We start from the raw sequence: 23161 nt of genomic DNA, 5'->3' as shown, positions 1-23161 counted from the left end.
GGGCAACGAAATTGCAAATTTAGATTAAAACAACCCCAGTTGCGGCAGCGCCAACGTATCAAACTCTTTGCCGATAAAGGGCAAAATGCCGTCAGCAATCGGTTTTAACTGTTTATCAATATAATGCTGGTAATCAATCGGGCTACGCAAATAATCGCAGGGTTCCGGGCCATTTACCGTGATCACGTATTCTATCCAGCCACCCCGCTGGTATTGCTCGGGACGCCCAAGTTTACGGTTTTCACTTTCTGCCATCCGCGCCGCGCGCACGTGCGGTGGCACATTTTTTTGATACTCTGCCAATGGTCGGCGCAGCCGTTTGCGATAGACCAATGCATCGTCATGCTCACCCTGGTTGGTACGCTCTACGATGTCGCGAATAAACCCGTCTACTTCGTCACCATCAAACACACGTTGGTACAACTGTTTTTGGAAGGTTTGTGCCAACGGGGTCCAATCGGTACGAACGGTTTCTAACCCCTTAAACACCAGTGTTGCCTCGCCAGACTGTCTGTCTACTACGCGGCCGGCGTAGCGCTTTTTACTGCCCGTTTCTTGACCCCGAATGGTGGGCATGAGAAAGCGTTGGTAATGGGTTTCGTATTCGATTTCTAAGGCCGAGTCTAACCCATATGTGTCGCGTAAATGGCTTTGCCACCACCGATTGATTTCACTCACTAATTGCTGACCAATACGGTCCGCTTGTTCGCTCGATTGCTCACCGCCCAAGGACACAAACGTCGAGTCCGTATCGCCATATATGACCTCAAAGCCCTGCGCCTCAATCAATTCACGGGTGGTTTTCATGATTTCATGGCCACGCATGGTAATCGACGATGCCAAACGATGATCAAAAAACCGACACCCTTGTGAGCCCAGCACCCCATAAAAGGAATTCATTATGATTTTTATCGCTTGTGAAAAGGCTTTTTCACCGGCTTTTTTTGCTCGGTCGCGAGCTTGCCACAAATCATCAATCAAGGCGGGGAGATAATGTTTTTCACGATGAAAGACGCCGCCTCGAAAGCCCGGCACCGTGTCCGCGTCCTGCCCTGCCTCTTGCGCTTTAAGTCCTTCGATAAGCCCCAAGGGATCGATAAGGAAGGTGCGGATAATAGAGGGATACAGCGATTTGAAGTCCAAGACCAACACCGAGTGGTACAACCCAGGCTTTGAGTCCATCACATAACCGCCGGGGCTTGCTATCCACCCTTCACTGGCAAGGTTAGGCGCCACATATCCCGATCGGTGCAGGCGTGGTAAAAACAAGTTGGTAAAGGCCGCTACCGAGCCCCCTACACGGTCAAGCTCCACCCCGGTTAACCGCGATCGTTCAATGAGAAAGTCGAGTAAATGGGTGTGATCAAATATACGGTTGACTAAAACACAGTCTTGTAAGTTGTAGGTGGCCAGTGCGACTTTGTCGTGATGAAACATGCGATTGATGGAGGCCATGCGATCATGGGGATTATCAATCGCTTTTCCCTCTCCCAATAACGTTTGTGCAACCGCCTCTAGCGCCCATGAACGAAACCCATAAGTCGCGGTTTTTAGTGCGTCGATACCATCAATCACCACCCGCCCCGACAAACTGATAAAACCAGGTTTATTGCTCCCCCCATCCCGCCAATAAGCTCGCTCTCCGCCACGCCCAAGACGTAGATCACGTTGATAGATGTGGGCCCGTTTCACAAGCAAGCGAAAGTCAAAATCAATCACATTCCAACCCACCACAACGTCAGGATCGTAATAGGCAAACCATCTTTCTAGCGCGCTCAGTAATGCTTCTTCGTCATCGACCCACTCTATCCAATCAGGGGCATTGTCTTGCGGGCTGCCCACCATGATCACTCGGCTATCTTTTTCACTCGCGAGTCCCACTGAATAAAGTTGCCCTTTTTGTGAGCATTCAATATCCAAAGACACATGATGCAATGTGGGGGTGTAGTCTGCTTGTTTCGCTTTGCCTTGCGTCACTTCTAGGTAACCTTGACGTTGACGTGCTTGACCGGTGAACAACAAGCTGCCACAAATGTACCGCTCCATTAAATAGCGGTCGGCGAGCCGAATATCCCCTTCATACAAAGGAATAGCCGCCCCGCTTATCACCCTCTGCCCCTCTTGCGCGCGCTTCACACTACTGAAATAACAAGCCGCCACGGGGGTGTGTTGAAAGGTGGATAATGACACCGCTTTACAGTAAGCGTGAGGATCAACCGATGGGAGTAAAGCATCCACTCGCGCTTTTTCTTCTTGAGGCACAAAAAACACGCTTTGCTGATCATCAATACACAGCTTTACGGGACCATCTGCCGTCGATAGCCACAGTACAATCGACGTGGTTTGGCCGCGATCACGCTGTTGGCGCGTGATCACGAAGCCTTGCTGCATGTAGGACGAAGAGAGTGAGGGCACAGGCGTTATCACGGTTGCATTGTGTAGGTCATGCGTTCAGTGTAACAAACCCCACCAACCACTGTATAGATAAACAGCCCTAAGTAAGTTGGTCGGGATCCTCAGCGCGCCCGGCAACACCAATGACAACTACCCCAACCACCACGACCACAGCCGCGCTAGTGAGTCGCATATTCATCATACTACTTTGATCCCAAGCCACCAGACCCATTAAGGCGAGCAAGACGGCCACCCAAATGAGCTGTTGTGCCAACAATCTCTGGGTTGATGCCATCATGCGCCAAAATACCCCAGCAGCGAACACAAACAATGCACCAGCAAGGACAGCAAACCCAACACCGCGCAGCGAAAGAAAACCATTGGGTAAGGTAAAGATGATTAGGGGCAGCACCAACAATAAACTCATCCGTAAACTGGTCGCCACGATGACGTCGGCTTGATGAGCACCTTGGGTCACTTGTAGCCAAAAACTCGCCCATGCAGCACCACTAATCAGCCCTAGCACCATACCTAACGGACTGGGGGCATACATGCCCGGCGCGAGTAAATATCCCAGTCCCGCGAAAATCAACATTAACCCCATCCACAACCAATGTTGATGCGTTGAACGGGATACCAGCCCCAAGACACCTTGCACACTCGCCACCACAACCAATCCCAAGGTGGCGATATCAAGTAATCGGCAGGCGAATACCGCGCTGGTCACCGCCAGGAAAAGCAAGCCTGCAAGGCGCCATTTGGTAAAAGGCGGCATTTGACGCGAGGCGAGTGCTTCCCCTTGCCAACGGTTGGCCACGTCCTTTAGCGGGGAAAGTCGCTGTCCTACCAACGCCATGACGGCGGCAGATAACAACCAAAGGCCAATGTAACTGGCCGGATCAATCCATTGATTAATCACACGGCGGCCCACCTCGGCATTGATCACCGCAACCACAACCACCACTAGCGCGCCAATGACACGATTCGCTCTTTTCATTCGTCCTCATACCTTATTACTGATTCTTTCAACAAGACCGAACGCAGCCACCCATTCTTTCAACCCTTTGTTGTCTCTTGCGGACGCGATACAATACGCGTTTGTTCGTTTCCGGGAAGTATGCATGTCAGATCCGAAAAGCAAAGCGCTCAAAAAAATTGCTAAGTGTCTCGAGCTCAGCAATTCCGCCAATGTGAATGAGGCAGCGCAGGCGATCAAAATGGCCGAGCGGCTGATGCGTAAGCATGGTCTCGACCAGGACGACATTGACTTCATCAGCATGGGCAAAACGCGCTCAGAAAAGCTATTACCCGCTTCAATTGGCCAATCGATCTTAAAAATCATTCGCGGTATCAATAGCCGGTTTGGGGTGGAGTGTGTGCTCGTCAATCACAAGGGGCTAAAGCAGGCCGAGTTTATTGGTGATGCAGACCGTGCCATCTTTGCGGCCTTTGCCTTCGATGTGGTCTATCGTGATATGAATGAACATATCGGCCAGTTTCGCAATAGCTTTGCAGGCACAGGCACCAGTACGCAAGAGGTGACGCGGCGCGTACAGTCATTTACCACAGGCTGGCTTGAGGGCGCGCTCGATAAACTTCCTCAGCTTGACGCGCGTGATAGCGACGACAAAATCAAAAGCTATATCGATAAAGAGTTCGCCAATATTGACCGCGAGACCTTTAAGCAGCAACTGAAAGAAGCCATGGCGGCCATGACCGATGATTACGAGCGTGGAATGAAAAAGGGCCGTGAAATCTCAGTCAGTCGTCCCGTAAGTGGTCAAGGCCCTCAAAAGCGTCTGACGGGAACCCGCAAGTCATAATCTTGTTGAGTGACAGGCCGGCTTATGTCCGGCCTGTGTCAGCACTTTCCCATCGATAAGACACCTGTGTTAAACCTCGTCAAATCAAGGTTAAATCCCTTTTCTCCGGTTGAGTTACACTGCGCTGGCGTCTAGCCTAGGATCAGTGTCACGTTATCAATGGCTATTGGCGCTGTCCGCTGGCAGTCCAGTTGCTATGAGCTAATGTGAGCCTATAACAAGCAGCAAATGCGTAAAATAATTCTTCATATCCTTACTGAGGAGACAGTGGCATGAAAAAAATAGTGACAAGCCTAGGGTTATTAATCGCGGTGGCACCTACCGCCTATGCACAGCAAGACAGTGGCCTATATATGGGTGGCCGCATTGGTCCTTCGTTTTTAGAAGATAGCTGTGTGACTGACACCGATTGCGGAGATTCAGAGCTCGGCGCAGGGATTATCACCGGGTATGATTTCAACGATTGGTTTGCGCTCGAAGGCACCTATGATTACTTAGGCCGCTTTGATACCGCATTTGACCAATCAGGCACCACTGTTGGCGCCTCGGGCGATCTGACCGCACTTACACTTGCGCCCAAATTTTCTTATCACTTCAAACCTGATACGGCGCTTTACGGTAAGCTTGGTGGCGCCATGTGGGACTTTAATAGCAACGCCGGCGATCGTGACGATGTGTCACTAATGGGGGCGTTAGGTGTCGATCACCAAGCAACAGAAAAACTTAACGTTCGCCTTGAATATCAGCACATCAACGATATGGATGATGGCTACTTCTCAAGCGTCGATAACAATTTGGTCACTGTCGGTATGACGTATCACTTTGGACGCACTAACCACGAGCCAATGCCAGAGCCGATGGTTGAAGAGCCAGTGATGGAAGAGCCAGAGCCTGCACCAGAGCCACAACCCGTGGTTGAACCACAATCAATCGTGCTCTCGGAAGCCGGCGAAACCGAAATGTTTGGTTTTGATAAAGCCACACTCTCTGACCAAGCGGCGGCATCATTACAACCGCTGGTTGACCGCTTGCTTCGCCACGAAGAAGCCACCGCGACGATTGTGGGTCACACGGATAGCAAAGGCCCTGCGGCTTATAACCAGAAGCTGTCTGTTGAGCGCGCGCAAGCGGTGGCAGATGTGTTCTTGGATGCGGGTATCGATGCGAGCCGACTCACCGTCGAAGGCAAGGGCGAAGCCGATCCCATCGCCAGTAACAACACGCCGGAAGGACGCGCACAAAACCGCCGCGTTGAGGTTACCTCGCCCGAGATTGTGTACGTGGAAGTCAATTAACGCCACCCGCGCTTAAAATGACTTAAACGCCCAACAGGCCACCGTTTGAGCGGTGGCCTGTTTTATTGTGCTCGCGAGATTAAAAATTGACGGAGGGCGCGACAACACCTTGTAAATGGTTCTGCATCAAACGGTCTATTTCGATTCTGTCTTGATCACTCACGCCCGCCACCCGCGGGTATCTTGGCGCTGAGCGATCGTTATGATAAGCGCATTCCCATCCCTGAGTGGTGGTTAAAAAGGCGCGAGCAAAGTCCGTCGAATAGCGCAAACACCCTGCCATTACCGTATCCACATAGGATTGCGCAATCGGCTTATCTGCATCTGGAGCACGCCGTGCATCAGCAACGTATACATACACGGGACCATCCAGGATAACGTCTTCGGGCAAAACAATGTTTGATTCGGCTAACTGTAAACGCTGATAACCCGCTTCGCGCCGATCAAAATCGGGCAGTGATTCTGGGTCAATGTTTACCAATACCCCGTTGCATTCACCCTCCCCTTCAAGCACCACCAGCGGTGAGATAAATGCCTCACTCACATTGCTCCAGTGGCGGCTAAGTCCACTGACAGTCACCGGACAGGCCCACCCTGAGTCGCCTGTTAGCGCCCGTGAGGCTGGATTCATCAAACTCCCGTACCCAAATAGATACATGACGTTGCAAACTCCTTTATTGCATTCGCTGGCAGAACCAGAGGCGCTGCCTTGCTTTTCTCACTGAAATTGCCAGAATATCCGGCAATGTTGTCAACAAGGAAGTGATAATGGAACCACTCGATAAGCTGGAAGCACATTTTAAGCGCCTTTCGCATTTTCAGCACCTTGCCGCAATCTGCGGTTGGGATCAAGCAACCATGATGCCAGAAGGCGGCAACAAGGCTCGCGCCGAAGCCATGGCAGAGCTCGCGCTGTATTGTCATCACCAACTGACTCAACCCGAGCTGGGTGATTGGTTTGCAGATGTGGACGCAAAATCCTCGTCACTGACGACGACGCAACACGCCAGTCTAGAAGAGATGAAGCGCGAGTGGCAGCAGGCCAGCGTGTTACCCGACACCTTGGTCAAAGCGAAGTCTTTGGCTGGGGCTAAATGCGAGCATGCTTGGCGCCAGCAGCGCCAAGACAACGATTGGCAAGGCTTCGCCAAAAACTTGAAAGAGGTGGTTGCGCTCGCGCGTGAAGAAGCTCATATTCGTGCCGATCAAAAGCTTTGCTCGCCTTATGATGCGCTGCTTGATTTGTATGAGCTGGGGATGACGGCAGAGCGTATTGATGAAGTGTTTGGTGCACTCAAACAATGGCTGCCGGAAACTATCCAAGCCGTGGTCGACAAGCAAGCCAAGCAGCCAGCCATCACGCCTAATGGCCCCTTCCCGCAAGCGCAACAAAAAGCCCTAGGTGAGCAAATCATGAAGCAGCTTGGGTTTAGTTTTGCCCATGGTCGCCTCGATGTCAGCACCCACCCATTCTGTGGCGGCGTGCCCTCCGATATACGGATTACCACCCGCTATGATGAGCAAGATTTTACCTCCGCCTTGATGGGTGTGATTCATGAAACCGGCCATGCGCGTTATGAGCAAGGGCTACCTAAAGACCTAGCCGGTTTACCGGTTGGCCAAGCACGCTCAATGGGCGTACACGAAAGTCAAAGCCTATTTTTTGAAATGCAGCTCGCCCGCAGCGAACCTTTCGCAACATTAATCTGTCAGCAAGCCAAGCAGGCCTTTAACCGCCAAGACGATCCCGCGTTTCAGGTCGAAAACCTCCACCGCGTGCTCACTCAGGTATCACCTGGCTATATCCGCGTCGACGCCGACGAGGTCACCTACCCCGCGCACATTATGCTGCGCTATGACATTGAACGCGATCTGATCAGTGGCAAGATGGAGGTCGAGCATATTCCTGACCGTTGGGACAACGCAATGCAGCAATACCTTGGCCTCAGCACCGCCGGGAATTTCAAAAACGGCTGCATGCAAGATATCCACTGGACCGATGGCAGCTTTGGCTACTTCCCCACCTATACGCTAGGGGCCCTCTATGCCGCACAATTAATGCAAGCGATGCGTCAGCAGTTGGATGTGGACGGCATTATCGCCAGCGGCAATCTGTCACCGATTTTTGATTGGCTGTCCCAACATATCTGGCAACGCGCCAGCACCACCTCAACCGATAACCTACTCAAAGACGCCACCGGCGAAACCCTCAATCCCACCCACTTCCGCGAGTATATTCAAGGGCGGTATTTGTAAGCCTCTCTACATTCCCCACGCCAGCCCAGCTGGCTTGGGTTTCTTCAGGTTAATCTGTTAATTCCATCACATTTCTGTACAATGCGCGCTCAGTCGTATTTATCTTTACACCCTCCTCGCTGGGCCGTGGATTTATCGCTTGTCATAAACGATACGGGCCTTGTTTGAGTACAGTCGCTAGGAAACTCTTTTGATTTCAATCGCCAATATCACCATGCAATTTGGTGCCGAGCCGCTATTCGAAAACATCTCTGCCAAATTTGGTAACGGAAACCGCTACGGGTTAATCGGTGCCAATGGTTGTGGCAAATCAACTCTGATGAAAATCATGAGTGGTGCGCTCACGCCTACTGCAGGCAATGTGTCCGTCACCCCAGGACAAACCTTGGGCGAGCTCAGCCAGGACCAATTTGCCTATGAGCAGTATTCAGTGATTGATACGGTGATGATGGGTGACCGCAAGCTGTGGGAAATCAAGCAAGAGCGAGAGCGCATTTATTCTCTGCCGGAAATGAGCGAAGAAGACGGTATGGCCGTGGCGGAACTAGAAAGCCAGTTCGCCGAAATGGACGGTTACACCGCCGAGAGCCGCGCGGGCGACATTCTGCTACAAGCGGGTATTGCCGAAGAGCTGCATTTTGGCTTGATGTCGCAAGTCGCACCGGGCTGGAAGCTACGCGTGCTGCTCGCGCAAGCGCTGTTCGCCAATCCTGATATTTTGCTGTTGGATGAGCCAACCAACAACTTGGATATTCACACCATCAACTGGTTGGCCGGTGAGCTTCAGCAGCGCCAGTGCACCATGATCATTATTTCGCACGATCGTCACTTCTTGAACGCCACGTGTACACACATGGCCGATATCGATTTTGGTGAGCTTCGTGTTTACCCCGGCAACTACGATGACTTTATCGCAGCATCTAGCTTGGCACGCGAGCAATTACTGGCCAGCAATGCCAAAAAAGAAGCCGAACTGAGTGAGCTGCAAGACTTTGTTAACCGTTTTGGGGCCAATGCCTCCAAAGCCAAACAGGCCAGCTCTCGCGCGAAACGCATGGAAAAAATCCAACTTGATGAAGTCAAAGCATCCAGTCGCGTGCACCCTTACATCCAGTTTACTGAAAGTAAAAAGCTGCATCGTCAAGCGGTCGAATTGCGCGAGGTAGGCCATGCCTTTGACGATTCGACCCTGTTCCGCGGTGGCCACTTCTTACTGGAAGCCGGCTCGCGTCTCGCCATTATTGGCGAAAACGGGGTGGGTAAATCAACGCTGCTACGCTGTTTGGTCGGTGAGCTTGCGCAAAGCGAGGGCACGATAAAATGGTCAGAGAACGCATCCATTGGTTACTGTGCGCAAGATAACAGCGCTGAGTTTGATAACGATCTCACCGTGTTTGAGTGGATGTCGCAGTGGCGTACGGCCAAGCACGATGATTTGATGGTTCGTGGTATTTTAGGCCGCTTGCTGTTTTCGGCTGATGATGTGAATAAAAAAGCCAAAAGCTGTTCAGGGGGTGAGAAAAACCGCCTGATGTTTGGCAAATTGATGATGCAAGATATCAATGTGATTGTGATGGATGAGCCGACTAACCACATGGATATGGAAGCCATCGAATCTCTCAACAAAGGGCTAGAGCAATTCCCTGGCACCTTAATTTTTGTCAGCCACGACCGTGAATTTGTTTCCTCACTGGCGACCGACATTATTGAGATAAAAGATCAGCAATTGATCCACTTTAATGGCAGTTACGATGAGTACCTCGCCCATCTAGAAAAAGTGCGTGCCGTGGCTTAACGCTGAGACTCGCCAACACTTTGCCGCTGAGGTGCTTTATTTCAGCGGCGATCCTCGCTATACCTAGATCACGGTTCTCTTTTCTGCTTAATGGATGATCATGATGAAATACGCGGCGACCTTTCTGACGCTCTCAAATCTTATTTTCGCAACACCAAGCTACGCACTGTTCGGCCAAGGCGATAAAACGACCGATGTGATGACGCAAATGGCGACGCAATTCGCGGATGACCAGGCCAGCCAATCTCCCCTTGTCCAGTCGATTACCGACCAAGTGGATGTAAGTTCAACGCAAGCCGCCGGCGGCGCCAGTGCATTGTTAGCGATGGCAGCTAATAACCTCACCGGTAACAACCAACAAGAGCTTGCCAATCTCCGCCCCGATTTAACATCACTGTCTTCGCTACTTGGCGGTTCAGGCGTCAGCAGCGGCATTAGCTCCATCAGTGCATTATACGACGTCACACAGCAGCTCGGGATTGACCCTGCAACGCTTCAACAATTTGTGCCCATTGTGCTTGAGTACCTTGGGCAACAAGGTGCCAGTCAAGGGTTGCTCAGTTCCCTTACCCAACTTTGGCCCTAACCTCACACTCGCTTTCCACGCGCGGCCTTGAGGGTCGCGTGTTTATTTAACAAACCGGCAAGAAAAAAGCATCGAGACGCGTTATCATATCCGCCTTATTGTTCAACGCCGTGTGATTATGCCTACCTTTTCTCTCTCTGCGATCCCCATCGGGATCCGCTATATGCTCCTCTCTGCACTCGGGTTCGCGCTCATGTCGGCCTGTGTGAAATATGTCAGCATCAACGGCATCCCAGTGTTTGAGATTGTGGCATCGCGAGCCTTGGTCTCGCTAATCATCAGTTATTCCGATGTCAGACGCAAAGGCCTATCACCTTGGGGCAACAACAAACCGTTACTTTTACTGCGCGGCGTGTTGGGAACTATTGCATTGATGTGTGTGTATTATGCGGTAACGACGCTGCCACTCGCCGAAGCCACCGTGTTGCAATACACCCACCCAGTATTTACCGCCATCCTAGGGCTCGTGCTGCTCAAAGAGCGTTTACAAGGGGCGACGTTAGTGTGTATCGCCCTGTGTTTAACCGGGCTCTATATTATGGTGCAACCTAACCTCAATGCATCCATTGACGATGCGCTTCCTACCTTTAGCGTGGTAGTGGCGTTAATGGGCGCATTCGGCAGCTCGATTGCCTATGTGATTGTGCGCAAACTCAGTCGCACCGAAGACAGCTCAGTGATCATCTTGTATTTCCCCATGATCGCCTTACCGGTTTCCACCGTGCTGATGTGGCCGTCTTTTGTACTGCCCAGCCTGTCACTGACCTTGCTGTTGGTCTTAGTCGGCATCTTTACCCAAGTTGGCCAATACGGCTTAACTAAAGCGATGCAAACCCAACAAGCGGGACAAGCCTCTGCCTACGCCTATATTCAAATCGTGTTCTCGACATTAATTGGGGTATGGATATTTAACGAAGTGCCCTCGATCTGGACATATATCGGTGGCGGGTTAATTGTCTCTGGCGCATTGTTCAATGCAATGGGGCATCGTCTCTTTAGAAGACGCGCGAGTGTTTAGTTTCGCGCCCGCTTAGAAATCAGATGACCGTGAGAGCGCGCTCTACATAGACACCGTACTCCCTCAGGGTGAATGGCTGCTTGCCTGACCCAGGCAAGCAGCCCAAAGTGCGGCTATTCCGTGCGAATATGTCGAATAGCGCCACTGAGCGAGTCAACATTCTCTTTCAAGTTAGAGACAATCGGGCCTAATTGCTCAATTGCCTCATTCATATCACTCGACAAGTTCTTTATATTCGATAAGTTGCCAGAAATTTCGTCACTGACAGACAGCTGCTCTTCGGTCGCTGAGGCAATCGAGGTATTGAGGCGATGTATTTCTATTGCCGACTCTTTGATTGTCCCCAAGGCGTCATTCGCCGTGGTCATATTCTCACGCGTGGATGAGATCTTTTCAGCATTAATACGAATAGTTTGTGTCGACTGCTCGGCTTTACCTTGCAGACCACCGATCATTTCCTCTATTTCGCCAGCCGACTTTTGCGTGCGCTGTGCGAGTGATCTAACTTCATCCGCCACCACCGCAAAGCCGCGGCCTTGGTCACCTGCACGTGCCGCCTCGATAGCCGCATTCAGGGCCAACAAGTTTGTTTGCTCAGCGATGTCTTTAATCACGTCCAAAACATTACCAACATTGGTCGACTCATCAGCTAATTCTTGAATGACTTCCGAGGTTTTCTTGAACTCCGTTTCCAAGCTACCGAATTCTAGCATTGTTTTGTCAAACACCTCTTTACTCGAACCAGTTTCTTGCTCGGTATTGCCCGCATATTTTTCCGCCATCGACGTATTTTCCGCGACCGTTGATAATGCAGAGGTCATTTCTTCCATCGCGGTCGCAGCCATTTCCAATTCCTGATTCTGCTGGCTCGACACCTTAGCGTTTTTATCCGTGATGTTCACCAAGCTATCTGTGATCTGGGAAATCATACGGTTAACAGTATTGATTTTTTCAATGGTCGACGAATAGCTAGTGATAACTTTATTTACCGTGCTACCAATCGTGCCAATTTCATTATTTTTACTATCATCAACACGCAACGTTAGATCTGAGTTGTCATCAACGCTTTTAAGGGTAGATGCCATTCTATCAATGGGGTTAACAACATTACGCTTAGTGACCACATAACCCAGTACAGCAATCACAACCACAACGGCTAACGAAATATTGCCAATGAAAACGGTTTTTTTCACGCTAGCCGCCGCCTGATTAAATTGCGCATTGGTTCGTGTTTCCAATGCCACAAAAAAACGCTCGATAGGCTTCATGATCTTTGCTTTTTCTTGGTGATATTGCGGGCTGTGTAATAAGTCGATCGCCATTTGCCTATCTGGCTCGCSGCGAACGGTATAGTTACCGCTACTGTCCGGATAAAGCCCTTTGACCGCATTCATGGCTTTCACTTCCATATTCACCAATCCATCAGAGTTAGCCTGAGCTTTTTTAAGAAAATCAAACTCTTTCTCCGTAAAACCAAGCGCCTGCATACGCTGGTTTAACGCGATTTTCTCTCCATCAGGTTTTGGCTTTTGCCCATAATCTAAGACTAAATCCCAATAAATGGTGTGATAATCTTCAGGGCGAGGTTTCTCTCCGTTGCGAATAGCGAGGATATCCATGTACATCTTTTCGTACTTTTCATCTCCCGTCACCACATACGTTCTACCCAAACGGGTTAAATCATCAGAGCTTTGCCTTAATTCATCGGCCGTTTGGTACGATTCATATCGCACCTGAGCCATTTCATCGACTTTATTCATCAGGCCGTTGAGTTGAATAATAGTTATAAAACTAACGACAATCCCTGCCCCAATAATAAAGAACACTAACTTCATGGTGTTATTGATGTTCATATCCAACTCCTGCCACTCAACAACAGACAACATCGACCAAAATGCCGCTACCGTTTGATCGTAGAATAGATTCTCGCCATCAATTAAAAAAAGCTGGACAGGAAAAGTCTCGATATCAATTAGTTTTTGATTACTCGATAAAAATAAACGCAATGATTAATGTAGGGCCATAAAGTTAAGTGGCTAAGAGATACATTAAACTAGTCATTTCAATGAAAAAGCCAGACAGGCAGCATCGCCAATGGCACCACCGACGTTAACGTTCACGTAGGTCGACAAGCGCCAGTATGATGTCAACCATCTATTAGCCAAGCGGACTGCGCGCCTCCGACATCGGCGCCAACGATTAACCTCAACCGTGACAAGCGCGCGTTCATGAACGAATATCGGTGCTTTCTAAGCTGCCTGTGCGGCAGTGAACGAAACAAGAAACACAGCGTGAACACAGACACTTTTCTAAGCTGCCTATGCGGCAGTGAACCAGAGCACACCGGCACCCAAGCGCCCATTCAATTTCTAAGCTGCCTGTGCGTAGGTCGGACAAGCGCCAGTGCAATGTCAGACATCTATTACCCAAGCGGCCTGCGCGCCTCCGACATCGGCGCCAACGATTAACCTCGATCGTGACAGGCGCCCGTTAGCAATGTCCCCTATCCAACATATTGCTGGGGCTTGTGTCACCTACGCTGCCTGTGCGGCAGTGAACAGAAAGCGCCGATTTTTAGCAGGATTTTGTGGTTTTCTAAGCTGCCTGTGCGGCAGTGAACCTAAAACCGTTACCGCTATCACGTTGGGTACCTTTCTAAGCTGCCTGTGCGGCAGTGAACAAAGCGTGATGCCTTTCCAGATCCAGCCTTTATTTCTAAGCTGCCTGTGCGGCAGTGAACTGAAGCCCAATTCCAAAAGATGGCGCTGGAACTTTCTAAGCTGCCTGTGCGGCAGTGAACACGACACATATAGTGACGATTTTTATGGTAACTTTCTAAGCTGCCTGTGCGGCAGTGAACGAGTAAGCGCCATGCCATTTGCGATTCCGTTATTTCTAAGCTGCCTGTGCGGCAGTGAACTATAGAATAACGTAACAATCGTCAGGTACAACAGGCCGTTAGGATAAAAATGGACTTTTACCCTTGTTAAAAAGCACCTGCTGTAAGTGACTGTATTTTCTGTTTATTTTTTAAGAGCCAAAAAAGAAGGGGTAAAGAGGGGTTTCCCCCTCAAAAACACGGCACCGCACTTTGCTGGTCGGGCTCTCGTCTGCTTAACCCATAACAGGTGAATGGTTGGTCATTATTAGGCGGCTGTTTGGTGAGTTCCCGCTCGATATACAAGGCGAACTCGGTATTTGGCTGCCCTTCTCGTTTTTGGCTCGACAGGCTGGTCACTTGAATAAAAGGCAGTGACCAGCGTTTGTCGTCCGTTTTAATGTTTTCCAACAAACGACGCTTTACTTCTTCCTCATCGTAACCATTTTTGCTGGCAATCGCGGCCGCGCGCCGATCGAGGTTTTTATACAGTCGCTGCGGCGATTTGTAGTTCCAACGTTTGAAGTAGGCATAGTCTTTCACCCCGTCTGGCACCGGCTTAACGGCTTTGATATGCACATAATCGGTCAGGCGTGACAGCCATCGCTGAATATTAAGCTGCTCAAATGCCACCTCAGTTCGCGCAAACAGGCGCAACCGATGACCGAGTGGAAAATCACCTTGGCGGTAATCCGGAAACCCCACCGCAATGGCCGATTGATTCGGTCCAATTTTGTTTTCCGCTAAAGCAATGTGCACTTGCTGAAACACCTTGTGCCATAGAAAATCTGCCGAAATATCGGTGTCGGGCAACAAGGTGATATCAATGTAATACTGCATTGTGCCTCCTTACGCGCCAAACACGCCGCCGCGGATCAGCATCGCCATAATGTAATGCTGCTGCTCGAGCGTTGGGGTTTTGTCTTTTAACATCCATCCATCGAGCAAGTTGTAAAAGTCGTTCTTTTCTTTGGGCTGACGATACGCCGCCCCGCGGTTAGTCACCGAGCCATAAGGTTCAATAGCGATTGCGCCCACTTCGTCATAGGCAGGATGCCAAGTATCAATAGTGCGCAGCGCGTTGCCGATTTTTTGTGAGTGCATCGCGGCTTGGCCATCTAATTGATATAAGAACTTGCTTTTATCGCCTTTACCGCCGCCCATCACCAGCTCTTGAGAGGGATAGACCGCTTGCCCTTCGCCCAGTTGGCAGTAGGCTTCAACATGAATAAGCGCATGCGCTTCTGTCAGGCCATACTGGATCACCTCTGCTAGCGCAGTGACATCTGGGTGCGCGTCAAAATCATGCAAGCTAAATTCGTAGCTATCAAAGCTAAATTGCTTCTCGCCTGCGGTGACCACCACCTTGACTTGCTCGGCACCGACACGGTTGCGCCACAAAAAACGCCCATTGGCAATGTTGTGCGCGTAACGTTGCGCCAGCTCTTTAAAACCGGTTTCTGATTGATAGTCACGCACTTTATCAGCCAGCGCTTGCTGATAGTTTGGATTGTTACAGGTTGACGGCACATGCAGCCCACTGAGCACACGCAGCGAAAAAGCCACTTTGAGCGTATCGGCATCATGCGGTAGCGCTGCAATATCGACCGTTTGCAGGTTGGCTTTAGATACTTCCGCATCCAGCTTGGCGGGATCATTGGCAGTGGCCGCTTTTAAGCGGTTCGAAATCGTGCCTCGCACCGATTTCTCTCCCACTTGAATGGATTGCCAATCGCCTTTTTCCCAGTTCCCCGCATACATTAGTGCATCGGAAGGTACCAGTTTCGCTTCAAAGGCAAGCACGGAAGGGGTAGTCAGTTTTTTATCAGCCATGATGAAATCTCCTTAATTACAAAAAGTCGGGGTCAAAGTCAGTGTCGTCATCGGTTGTGGGCACAACGTCAGGTTCAATGGGTTCGGCATGCGTCGCTGTCGTCACACGGGCAAGATACCAAGGATGCTCACCGTGATAACGCCAGCATGCGTCGTCGATATCCTTAAGGCGGTGGACGCTGCGCCACTCACCTACGCTGTATGCCGCTTCCACAAAGCTTACCGGTACCTCCGGATCGCGCACATTGGCGACCTCACCTGCGGCATAACACGGGGAAATCGCGCGGTAGCCCGTCATGATCGGCACCAAATATCCTGGCTTAGGTTTGGGCACGCGTTGCCATTGCGCCGGAATGGGTGGGTTATCGTCGTCAGGTACGTGTTCATCATCAGCGACAGCGTGGTACGTCAACATGGCAAACTCACACCACGCATCAAATAAGCTGGCTTGCGCATTATGTTGCAATAGCTGTTGATGATATTGGGCGAGATAATCATGTCGGTCGCAAAGGACAAAGCCCGGCATGAGGCGGCGCAACGCTTTTTTCTGCATGCTTGCATCCGCGAGCAATTCAACCTCGCCAATGGTCAAGATTTGCCCACCCGCGAGCCGTCGCTGAGGCGCTAAATCTTTCACTTCCGCGATCAATTGTGCTGCCGCGGCTTTGTCACCGGCAATCAGTCCCTCAACCTCAACCAGTAAAGAGACTTGCATGTTCATGCGTCCTTCTTCATTGATCGGCGCTGTTTCTCCTTTGGCGGTGACCGGATTGCGGGTTAAGGCAAAAACATAGTCACCCCACCCTGTGGGCTGCCGCACATGAACATTGTTTTTATGGCTGACCACGGTCACGCCACCTAATCGCAATCCCAAGGCATCAGGGAGTTGACGTGATAGCGCATGGGCAAAGCCAAGAAAGTGCGTGATCGCTGGAAAACCATAAGTCAGCCCTGCGATCGCATTCGCGTTTTGCACCTCAATGTGCTTAAGCAATAAATACTGTGCCATTATCGGTTCTCCTCAAACTGAGGCGTGTCGCGCTCAAACGCTTTGAGTTGGGTTAGGAATACTTTGCGGATGTAATTGAACTCCGTATCACCAAGCAGGTAGTGTTGTTTGTCCTCGAGCTGGCGCAGTAACCAAGCAGCAAAATCAGAGGCAACAGTGTCCAGCCACGCTTGTGCGTCACGCTCTCGCTGAAATTGATCGTCGGGGTTGTACACATCCAGCCAAAGTGCATGTTCACGTTTTAGTCGGCATGCTTGATCATCAGTGCCTTGACTCCAACCGGCTGGAACTTGCTGCTGAACCCGCGCGGCATAGTCAAACACCAAGTCAGTGAGTGGCAGAATAAAGTCATGGTCGCGCCGATAACGGGTGGCAAAGTTACGATCCCGTTCGGTAAGGCTTGCCAGAAAGGCGCGAAAATCGTGAAGCAAATGACTGGCTTGGTAGGCTAAACGGCGATTAAAGATGCTGGTTTGCTTGCTTGGATCCTCCGGCTGCTGCTGATAGCTTGGCGGGGCGGCATTGAGTAAAAAACCCTCGCCATGACGCTCACTATTAAGCTGTGACACGTTTTGCGGTTTAGAGCCGCCAAAGGTTTGTTTAACGGTACGCGGAAACGCTTGTAACGGCTCTGGATGGTAATACTGTTTGCTCTTCGCCTCGCGAATCGCTTTGACTCTCTCTCCAAACCGTGTTGCGCGCACCTTGGTGTACAGTGTGTGCGCAAGGCTCGATGAATATAGCGGGCAAAGCAGGTGATACTCATCTTCCTCAACCGGAAAGTAGGCTTGCTTAATCAAGTTATGAGCTGATAACACCTGATCGCCTAGCGCCAGTGAAAAACCTGCACGCCAAGTATCTAACAAAGTGGCGTCATCCGTGAGTGGCTTAAGCGCGTTGATATAACCGGCTTGCAGCTGAGAAATGAGCGACTCACCCGCGACGGTGATTTTTAAAAAACGCGCCACATCCAACGCAGCCGCATTGCCGACAGCATCAATGGCTTTATCGGTCAGCGAATAGCTGGTGAGGTAGCGAGACTCGCTCTTATCGATCTCAGTGACTAGCATGCTGCTCGCTCTGGCATCGCTATGAACAAATTTGGGGCAATGCGTGGCGAGGCTAACTTGCTTGGCTCGCTTCGCGGCGTCTGTGACCCATTGAATTGGCTCATACTTCGCTTCGATCGGCGCGGCTTTTTCCGCATAATCGGCATTAGCAATCGCCTCTTGCTCTTGGCTGACGGCGGCTTTTAAGGCCTTATCGCGCGCCTTTTGCAAGGGCTCAAGCTTCGCCTGCTTACGCTGTTCAATATACTCGAGCAGCGCATCATATAGGCTGTGTTCCATAAGCGCTTCCTTTATCCTTCAAGACAACAGTGTCTAGCTTATCGCCATAAGAAGAACACATCAACAACCTTATAATAGTTATCAAATTTAAAAACCATGAATGGTGATCAAGGTCAGATTTGAGCTCGGGAACAAAAGTCCGTTATACTGCTAACTCTATCGCATCGATAGCTTAGAAATTATAATAGTTATCAAACAGTTACACTGCCGCATAGGCAGCTTCTTTCAGAGGGCAACTCTCGTTGCCCTCTTTTTATTCCCGAAAAGCACCCAGCTGTGGATGCCAACACCAAGTGATGTTTTGGCCTTCTCGCTCAGCCGCGAGACGTATTTCGCCCAAATGCTGGCTCGCTTTTTTAACCGGCCATCCCAATTGATCAGCAAAGTACTGATAAACAGCTTCAGGATTAACGTCAAACCACCAGTGGCAACCGGCTGCCATGGACGTTTCGACGGGGTTAAAACGATATGATTGATCGTCGTATTGGTAGGGATAACATGAGGTATCTAACTGCTGCCAATCTAGCGTGTCATCGTCGTTATAAGCCAGCACAAAGCTTTCTTGGCGTTGACTGTGACGAAACGGGGTGCGCCGGATCAGTTCGCCGCTCCAACTGGCATATTTACCGGGGGAACGTAGCCCAGCGGCTTGACTGACAAGTGTTTCATTCCACCAAAGCTCGGCTTCCTTACCGGTTCGGAAAAAATCAGACTGATACTTTTCCCCGCCCGTGAGTTCTAGCGTAAAGCGCAACGCACGGTGCTCCTGCACGCCCCAGTGGCTCACCGGCTTGGCCGCTCTTTTTGCCGACGAAGCAAATATAAAGGCCGATTTTTCCAGCTTGGGGATTTCCTGAATGCGCGGCGTGGCGGAAATTGCAGTCAGCCCTTCATCAAGCGTGACCTTGTAACCTTTTTCGAGCGGGATAGCCGCGCTTTCAAAGCCGGGCTTACAATAAGCGGGATGCTTGCCTTTTAACGCACGGACGTTCTGCTCGAGCACATGAATATTGGCGGTCGCCGGCGCTTGCTGGCGGTGACGTTGTACCCGCCCCGCCAACTGAATTAAGGCACGCATTGAACTCGGCTCGGCAATGGCCCAGTCGTAATCGTGATCGCGTCCGACTTCCACCACCGCCGTGCCCACCACCACAAACATTAAATGGTTGGCATCACAGTGTTCAATGGCATGGCGAATCTCCGGCTGTTCGAAAATCGCCGCTTCATCATGGCGATTTAACGCCGCATCGAGGCGGCTCTCTCGATAAGACCGCAGCGCCAGCGGAAACTGGGAGTGGTACGGGCAAACAAAGAGCGCATGATCCGGATCTGGCGAGATTTGCACCAGCGCGCGGGTCAGCGCTACCATCGGATCTATATTGGCCATGCGCACCACGCCTATCGACACTGTTTTGCCGGATGCATGAGTTTGGTGATGCGCATGGTGCAGCTGATGAATATGGGTATGGATAAGTTGCGCTAGCGGCCCAAAATCGAGGTTAGGTTCGCTGGGTGTTGGGGGGACTACTAAAGAGGTAATCGCGGAGGTGTCTACCGTCTTCCCTTTGCGTAGCACCTGTTGCTCGCCCTCTAATCGCTTAACGCGCTTGGCGACAAATTCACGGTGATAAGTCACGTAATCGGTTTTGCTCGTAACCGTTTGGATCTCGCTGGTAAATTCATCAAACCAGCCGCAAATCACAGGCGCACCGTCAGCGCCGTTTGTCGTCGCGCTGTCACCAAACTGGGCATGATTAAACTGCGCCCTGCCCGCGCGATAGGCATCAAACAAGCTTTTTACTAACGAAGGCGGCAAGGTGGCCGATGAGAGCAGCACCCGTGACCCTAACATGCCTGCCCAGTTCACCAAGCGGCACAGCGCCGGTAGGTCTTCAAGACCAAAATCGTCGGGCTCATCAAGGACTAAGTCAGTACTGAGTAAACGCAACATAGGCGCAATTTGATGGCCGCCGCGCAGGCTTTCAGTGGCGGGCATCAGATGATCAATCGTGCTCACCAACACCGGCGCACTGACCAATTTCTCCAGCTTAGGCTGACTACTTAGCCAGTGTTTCAACCGGCCATCGTATATTTGCCCTTCGTAGCTAATAAACAGTTGCTCGAGAAAATCTTCGGTAGACTCACTGCCGCCGGAAGACTGATGTGACGTATTTTGCGCCTCGTGTAAACGCTGGATCGCTTGCGAGCCAACGAGCACGCCCAACTCGTCATCGCCAAGTTTTAGCAAGTCGCGATACGCATCGCCGGTTTGCAAGGTAAGTGTTCTCAGCCCCAGCGCCACCGAGAAACGGCACCCCTGCCAAGGGTCCGATAACGCATACATAATGCGCGCGTTGGCGATGGTTTTCCCGCAACCTGTCGACGCCATATTAATGCCGAAAAATCCCTGCCTTTCCGACTGAGTAGCTATAGTTTTGGTTTTCCGATAAGCGATATCTTGCCAGCGATACTTTTCTTGTTCGGCGCCTTGGCTAAAACGGCGGTGCTGAGCAATCGCCGGTAATGTCCATTTAAGTGAGGGTAAATTCTCTGCAAAGCGTCTCGCATCAATGGCCACACCGATATTGTGCTCATCTAACTGTTGTTTAGGCGGCGCGTTTTTGCGTTTGCCTTGAGACTGATCTGTATTAGCAATCGGTGCGTAATGGCGATCGCGCCATTTGGGCTTGGATTTCTCCAGTGGCAGTGACGAGTAATAATGATCCGCTAGCATTAATGATAAACGTGCCATATGGCTGACAAACCGCTGCGATAACCAATCAACTTGTCCATGAGCGCTCCACGGATATTGGCGGGCACGCTGTGCCAATTGACACGCTTTTTGTTGCCAAGGCTGGCTTAAAAACGGGGTGCCATCGGGAAAACGCCAGTTATCGGCAAGCGCTTGCGGATCATATTTGGCGAGGTCAAGTGCGTTAGGCGCATTCCAGTGACTACCAAAGCAACGGCGAAGCCATTGGTCGATTTGCGAGAGCTCAACTGGCGCCTTGTCGGCATCATAGTTCACGGGCAACCGATGATGCGAGACAATAAGCCAAGCCACGATACGTGCAAATGGCGATAAGTCATCAAAGACAGGTTGATAGCCGTCCGTTTCAGTAAACAGTTGCGCCAGTAGCGCAGCTTCATGCTCGACGGCGGTTTCAGGCGTAAGCTCGCTAAGTTCATCAAGCCATTGCTGATCCGCCTTGCCTTTGACAAACGCCTCGAATAAACGCAACGACACCCACTCATGGCGATACGGTTCACCTTGGTGTACTGTTTGGCCGCGAAGCTTTTGCTGAAACAACGCATTGGCTTTCCCAAAATCATGAAACAATCCCGCCATGGCCGTTGCCAGCACAATCACCTCATTAAGCTGCCAGCCCTGCTCCCATTCTTTGTGGCTAAGGTCCTGCTCAGTACGATTAACCGGTACATTGCCTTCTAAGTTAAATTTGCGGCGATTACCCACAATCCACACGAGTTGGCTATGAGTTCTCGAACGAATCCAATGACAACTGACCGCGGTGCTGCGGCTGGCGGTTTTGCTCAGCATTTTTCGCACCGTGTTTAAGCCATCTTCGGTGATCAGTGTTTGCCAGGTGTTATCACCTATTCGGTTGGCAAAGGCATCGAGCACACGGCGGGTTTTCTTCAGTGCCTTTTTCTCGCACTGAGAAATAAAGGTCACCATCATCGTTGCGGCTCCGTCATCTCATCGTCGGAATCATCTTGCAGCGCAATGGCTTTGATGGTGTTGAACATAAAGTCCATCGCTTTGTGTTCAATAAAGGCTTGTAGAACTTGCTGGCGAAACTCTTGTTCGGTGGCGTTTTCTTTAGCGCATATAAACGCCCAAGGCAGCACGATGGCATCTTTGATTAAGTCCGCGGCATCAAACACCAGCGCGCCGCGACGGGTTTTGCCATGCATCACCGCAAATCCGGGCGGGATCCCAAGCACCCATAAACAACTCGCCGCCAAGCCATAGGCTAAGTAATTGCCATGATTTAAAAAGCGATTGGCGAGATCGTCGGCCTCATGCTGGCGTTTAAAACCGCTTTTCTGAGTACGGTTCGCCGCGTGTTTGTAGAGCGCTTTGGTGAGCTGCGCTTCGGTAAGCAATAAATCCGCCGGCTTGCTGGCTTTGTCAGTTCGCGCCACAAAGGTATCGAGTGCCCCGGCCAATTCGGCGACATCAAACCCTTCAAGCTTGAGCTCACGGCTCACTTGCCAGACCTGCTTTAAGTAACTCAGGCGTGCCAGCTGAAAAGTTCGCGCAGCGTCCAATCGCTTTTGATCATCAAACCAAAATGACAACCACCCTTGTAGATATTCAGTAGGTCGATACTCGCTTTGCGGTGTAAACCACTCAACCTCAGTTGCCATATGCAGTGGTGTACCGCCACCTCCGCAGAAGCCAACCAGCACGCCCGCTTGCGAGAGCATACGCATCGCCGCTTGAGTGATTGATGTGCCAGTCCCGAGCAACAACACCGTGGTATTGGCAATGGGGATATTAAAGTAGAGGTTTTCGCGTTTCGCCTCCGCCAAGTACAACACACGCCCATCTTTTTGCATCACACGGCAATGCTCGAGGTAGTACATATTGGCGCGTTTAGAATGAAGGATGGTTTTAAGATCCGAGGGCGAGAGATCGTCCATGGGTGTCCCTTTCGTGATTGTCCGAGTGACCAAGCAGATCACTCACAAGCATTGGCAAGGTAACAAAAATAGCAACGCATGCCCGTGAAACAAGGCACAGTTTAGGGTTTGAAGGAAGATCGCATTCTGATGTCTGTGCGATTGTTATGCGAACCAGATAATACTAATCAGCCAAGATTGCTCGAGATTACTCGGTATGATAAGTGGATTTTGACCCATAAAAACTTATCATATATGATAAAAAGAAGTAAGAGATG

16 protein-coding genes and 1 CRISPR repeat array are annotated in these 23161 nt (G+C 50.8%); of the genes, 6 read left to right on the top strand and 10 right to left on the bottom strand.

What is annotated here, in order from left to right; genetic code table 11:
- Positions 1-24: 24 nt before the first annotated feature.
- On the bottom strand, positions 25-2391 hold the full coding sequence (locus BZG72_RS04825) for a DNA polymerase II (RefSeq protein ID WP_077666229.1): 2367 nt from the start codon (positions 2389-2391) through the stop codon (positions 25-27).
- 103 nt (positions 2392-2494) lie between these two features.
- Positions 2495-3391, bottom strand: coding sequence for a hypothetical protein (locus BZG72_RS04820; RefSeq protein WP_077666228.1), 897 nt, complete (start codon positions 3389-3391; stop codon positions 2495-2497).
- Positions 3392-3515: 124 nt separating this feature from the next.
- Between BZG72_RS04820 and BZG72_RS04815 the strand changes: the two genes are divergently transcribed.
- Both BZG72_RS04815 and BZG72_RS04810 read left to right on the top strand, forming a co-directional pair.
- Positions 3516-4217, top strand: a complete 702-nt coding sequence (locus tag BZG72_RS04815; RefSeq protein ID WP_046073177.1) for a DUF2786 domain-containing protein — start codon at positions 3516-3518, stop codon at positions 4215-4217.
- A 272-nt stretch (positions 4218-4489) separates the two neighbouring features.
- Positions 4490-5512, top strand: a complete 1023-nt coding sequence (locus BZG72_RS04810; RefSeq protein WP_077666227.1) for an OmpA family protein — start codon at positions 4490-4492, stop codon at positions 5510-5512.
- A gap of 79 nt (positions 5513-5591) precedes the next feature.
- On the opposite strand, the gene BZG72_RS04805 is transcribed toward BZG72_RS04810, so the two are convergent.
- Positions 5592-6170 (bottom strand): gamma-glutamylcyclotransferase family protein, encoded by a 579-nt coding sequence (locus BZG72_RS04805; RefSeq protein WP_077666226.1) that lies wholly within the window; start codon positions 6168-6170, stop codon positions 5592-5594.
- A gap of 110 nt (positions 6171-6280) precedes the next feature.
- Between BZG72_RS04805 and BZG72_RS04800 the strand changes: the two genes are divergently transcribed.
- From BZG72_RS04800 to BZG72_RS04785, 4 genes are all read left to right on the top strand, one after another.
- Positions 6281-7768: a carboxypeptidase M32 gene (locus tag BZG72_RS04800; protein ID WP_077666225.1), complete on the top strand. Its 1488-nt coding sequence runs from the start codon at positions 6281-6283 to the stop codon at positions 7766-7768.
- Between the two features lie 190 nt (positions 7769-7958).
- Positions 7959-9563: an ABC-F family ATPase gene (locus BZG72_RS04795; RefSeq protein ID WP_077666224.1), complete on the top strand. Its 1605-nt coding sequence runs from the start codon at positions 7959-7961 to the stop codon at positions 9561-9563.
- Positions 9564-9663: 100 nt separating this feature from the next.
- Complete coding sequence (locus BZG72_RS04790) at positions 9664-10149, top strand: DUF2780 domain-containing protein (RefSeq protein WP_241832517.1); 486 nt, start codon at positions 9664-9666, stop codon at positions 10147-10149.
- Between the two features lie 118 nt (positions 10150-10267).
- Positions 10268-11167, top strand: a complete 900-nt coding sequence (locus BZG72_RS04785) for a DMT family transporter (protein ID WP_077666222.1) — start codon at positions 10268-10270, stop codon at positions 11165-11167.
- 113 nt (positions 11168-11280) lie between these two features.
- Here BZG72_RS04785 and BZG72_RS04780 read toward each other — a convergent pair whose 3' ends face one another.
- The 7 genes from BZG72_RS04780 to cas1f all read right to left on the bottom strand — a co-directional run bounded on the left by BZG72_RS04780 (position 11281) and on the right by cas1f (position 22904).
- Positions 11281-13020, bottom strand: a complete 1740-nt coding sequence (locus BZG72_RS04780; RefSeq protein WP_077666261.1) for a methyl-accepting chemotaxis protein — start codon at positions 13018-13020, stop codon at positions 11281-11283.
- A 677-nt stretch (positions 13021-13697) separates the two neighbouring features.
- Positions 13698-14087: direct repeats of the CRISPR family, unit length 28 nt; unit sequence TTTCTAAGCTGCCTGTGCGGCAGTGAAC.
- A 150-nt stretch (positions 14088-14237) separates the two neighbouring features.
- Entirely contained in the window at positions 14238-14885 is a 648-nt protein-coding gene (gene cas6f, locus BZG72_RS04775) for a type I-F CRISPR-associated endoribonuclease Cas6/Csy4 (protein WP_077666221.1), read from the bottom strand.
- A gap of 9 nt (positions 14886-14894) precedes the next feature.
- Positions 14895-15878, bottom strand: coding sequence for a type I-F CRISPR-associated protein Csy3 (gene csy3, locus BZG72_RS04770; protein ID WP_077666220.1), 984 nt, complete (start codon positions 15876-15878; stop codon positions 14895-14897).
- Between the two features lie 16 nt (positions 15879-15894).
- Complete coding sequence (gene csy2 / locus BZG72_RS04765; protein ID WP_077666219.1) at positions 15895-16887, bottom strand: type I-F CRISPR-associated protein Csy2; 993 nt, start codon at positions 16885-16887, stop codon at positions 15895-15897.
- Entirely contained in the window at positions 16887-18236 is a 1350-nt protein-coding gene (gene csy1, locus BZG72_RS04760; RefSeq protein WP_077666218.1) for a type I-F CRISPR-associated protein Csy1, read from the bottom strand. The genes csy2 and csy1 overlap by 1 nt, the downstream gene beginning before the upstream one ends.
- A gap of 253 nt (positions 18237-18489) precedes the next feature.
- Positions 18490-21936, bottom strand: coding sequence for a type I-F CRISPR-associated helicase Cas3f (gene cas3f / locus BZG72_RS04755; protein WP_077666217.1), 3447 nt, complete (start codon positions 21934-21936; stop codon positions 18490-18492).
- Positions 21933-22904, bottom strand: a complete 972-nt coding sequence (gene cas1f, locus BZG72_RS04750; protein WP_077666216.1) for a type I-F CRISPR-associated endonuclease Cas1f — start codon at positions 22902-22904, stop codon at positions 21933-21935. The genes cas3f and cas1f overlap by 4 nt, the downstream gene beginning before the upstream one ends.
- Positions 22905-23161: the final 257 nt, after the last annotated feature.

The sequence above is a fragment of the Salinivibrio sp. PR6 genome, from assembly GCF_001995955.1.
GTDB classification, from domain to species: domain Bacteria; phylum Pseudomonadota; class Gammaproteobacteria; order Enterobacterales; family Vibrionaceae; genus Salinivibrio; species Salinivibrio siamensis.
The sequence above is the reverse complement of the archived record's forward strand: the minus strand, read 5'-3'. Positions and strand labels throughout refer to the sequence as shown.

Bases quoted from the DNA above. Each gene is read 5' to 3' on its own strand.
- cas1f (WP_077666216.1), bottom strand. From the start codon at position 22,904: ATGGACGATCTCTCGCCCTCGGATCTTAAAACCATCCTTCATTCTAAA.
- csy1 (WP_077666218.1), bottom strand. From the start codon at position 18,236: ATGGAACACAGCCTATATGATGCGCTGCTCGAGTATATTGAACAGCGT.
- BZG72_RS04820 (WP_077666228.1), bottom strand. From the start codon at position 3,391: ATGAAAAGAGCGAATCGTGTCATTGGCGCGCTAGTGGTGGTTGTGGTT.
- csy3 (WP_077666220.1), bottom strand. From the start codon at position 15,878: ATGGCTGATAAAAAACTGACTACCCCTTCCGTGCTTGCCTTTGAAGCG.
- BZG72_RS04805 (WP_077666226.1), bottom strand. From the start codon at position 6,170: ATGTATCTATTTGGGTACGGGAGTTTGATGAATCCAGCCTCACGGGCG.
- cas3f (WP_077666217.1), bottom strand. From the start codon at position 21,936: ATGATGGTGACCTTTATTTCTCAGTGCGAGAAAAAGGCACTGAAGAAA.
- BZG72_RS04800 (WP_077666225.1), top strand. From the start codon at position 6,281: ATGGAACCACTCGATAAGCTGGAAGCACATTTTAAGCGCCTTTCGCAT.
- BZG72_RS04785 (WP_077666222.1), top strand. From the start codon at position 10,268: ATGCCTACCTTTTCTCTCTCTGCGATCCCCATCGGGATCCGCTATATG.
- BZG72_RS04825 (WP_077666229.1), bottom strand. From the start codon at position 2,391: ATGCAGCAAGGCTTCGTGATCACGCGCCAACAGCGTGATCGCGGCCAA.
- csy2 (WP_077666219.1), bottom strand. From the start codon at position 16,887: ATGGCACAGTATTTATTGCTTAAGCACATTGAGGTGCAAAACGCGAAT.
- BZG72_RS04810 (WP_077666227.1), top strand. From the start codon at position 4,490: ATGAAAAAAATAGTGACAAGCCTAGGGTTATTAATCGCGGTGGCACCT.
- BZG72_RS04790 (WP_241832517.1), top strand. From the start codon at position 9,664: ATGATGAAATACGCGGCGACCTTTCTGACGCTCTCAAATCTTATTTTC.
- cas6f (WP_077666221.1), bottom strand. From the start codon at position 14,885: ATGCAGTATTACATTGATATCACCTTGTTGCCCGACACCGATATTTCG.
- BZG72_RS04815 (WP_046073177.1), top strand. From the start codon at position 3,516: ATGTCAGATCCGAAAAGCAAAGCGCTCAAAAAAATTGCTAAGTGTCTC.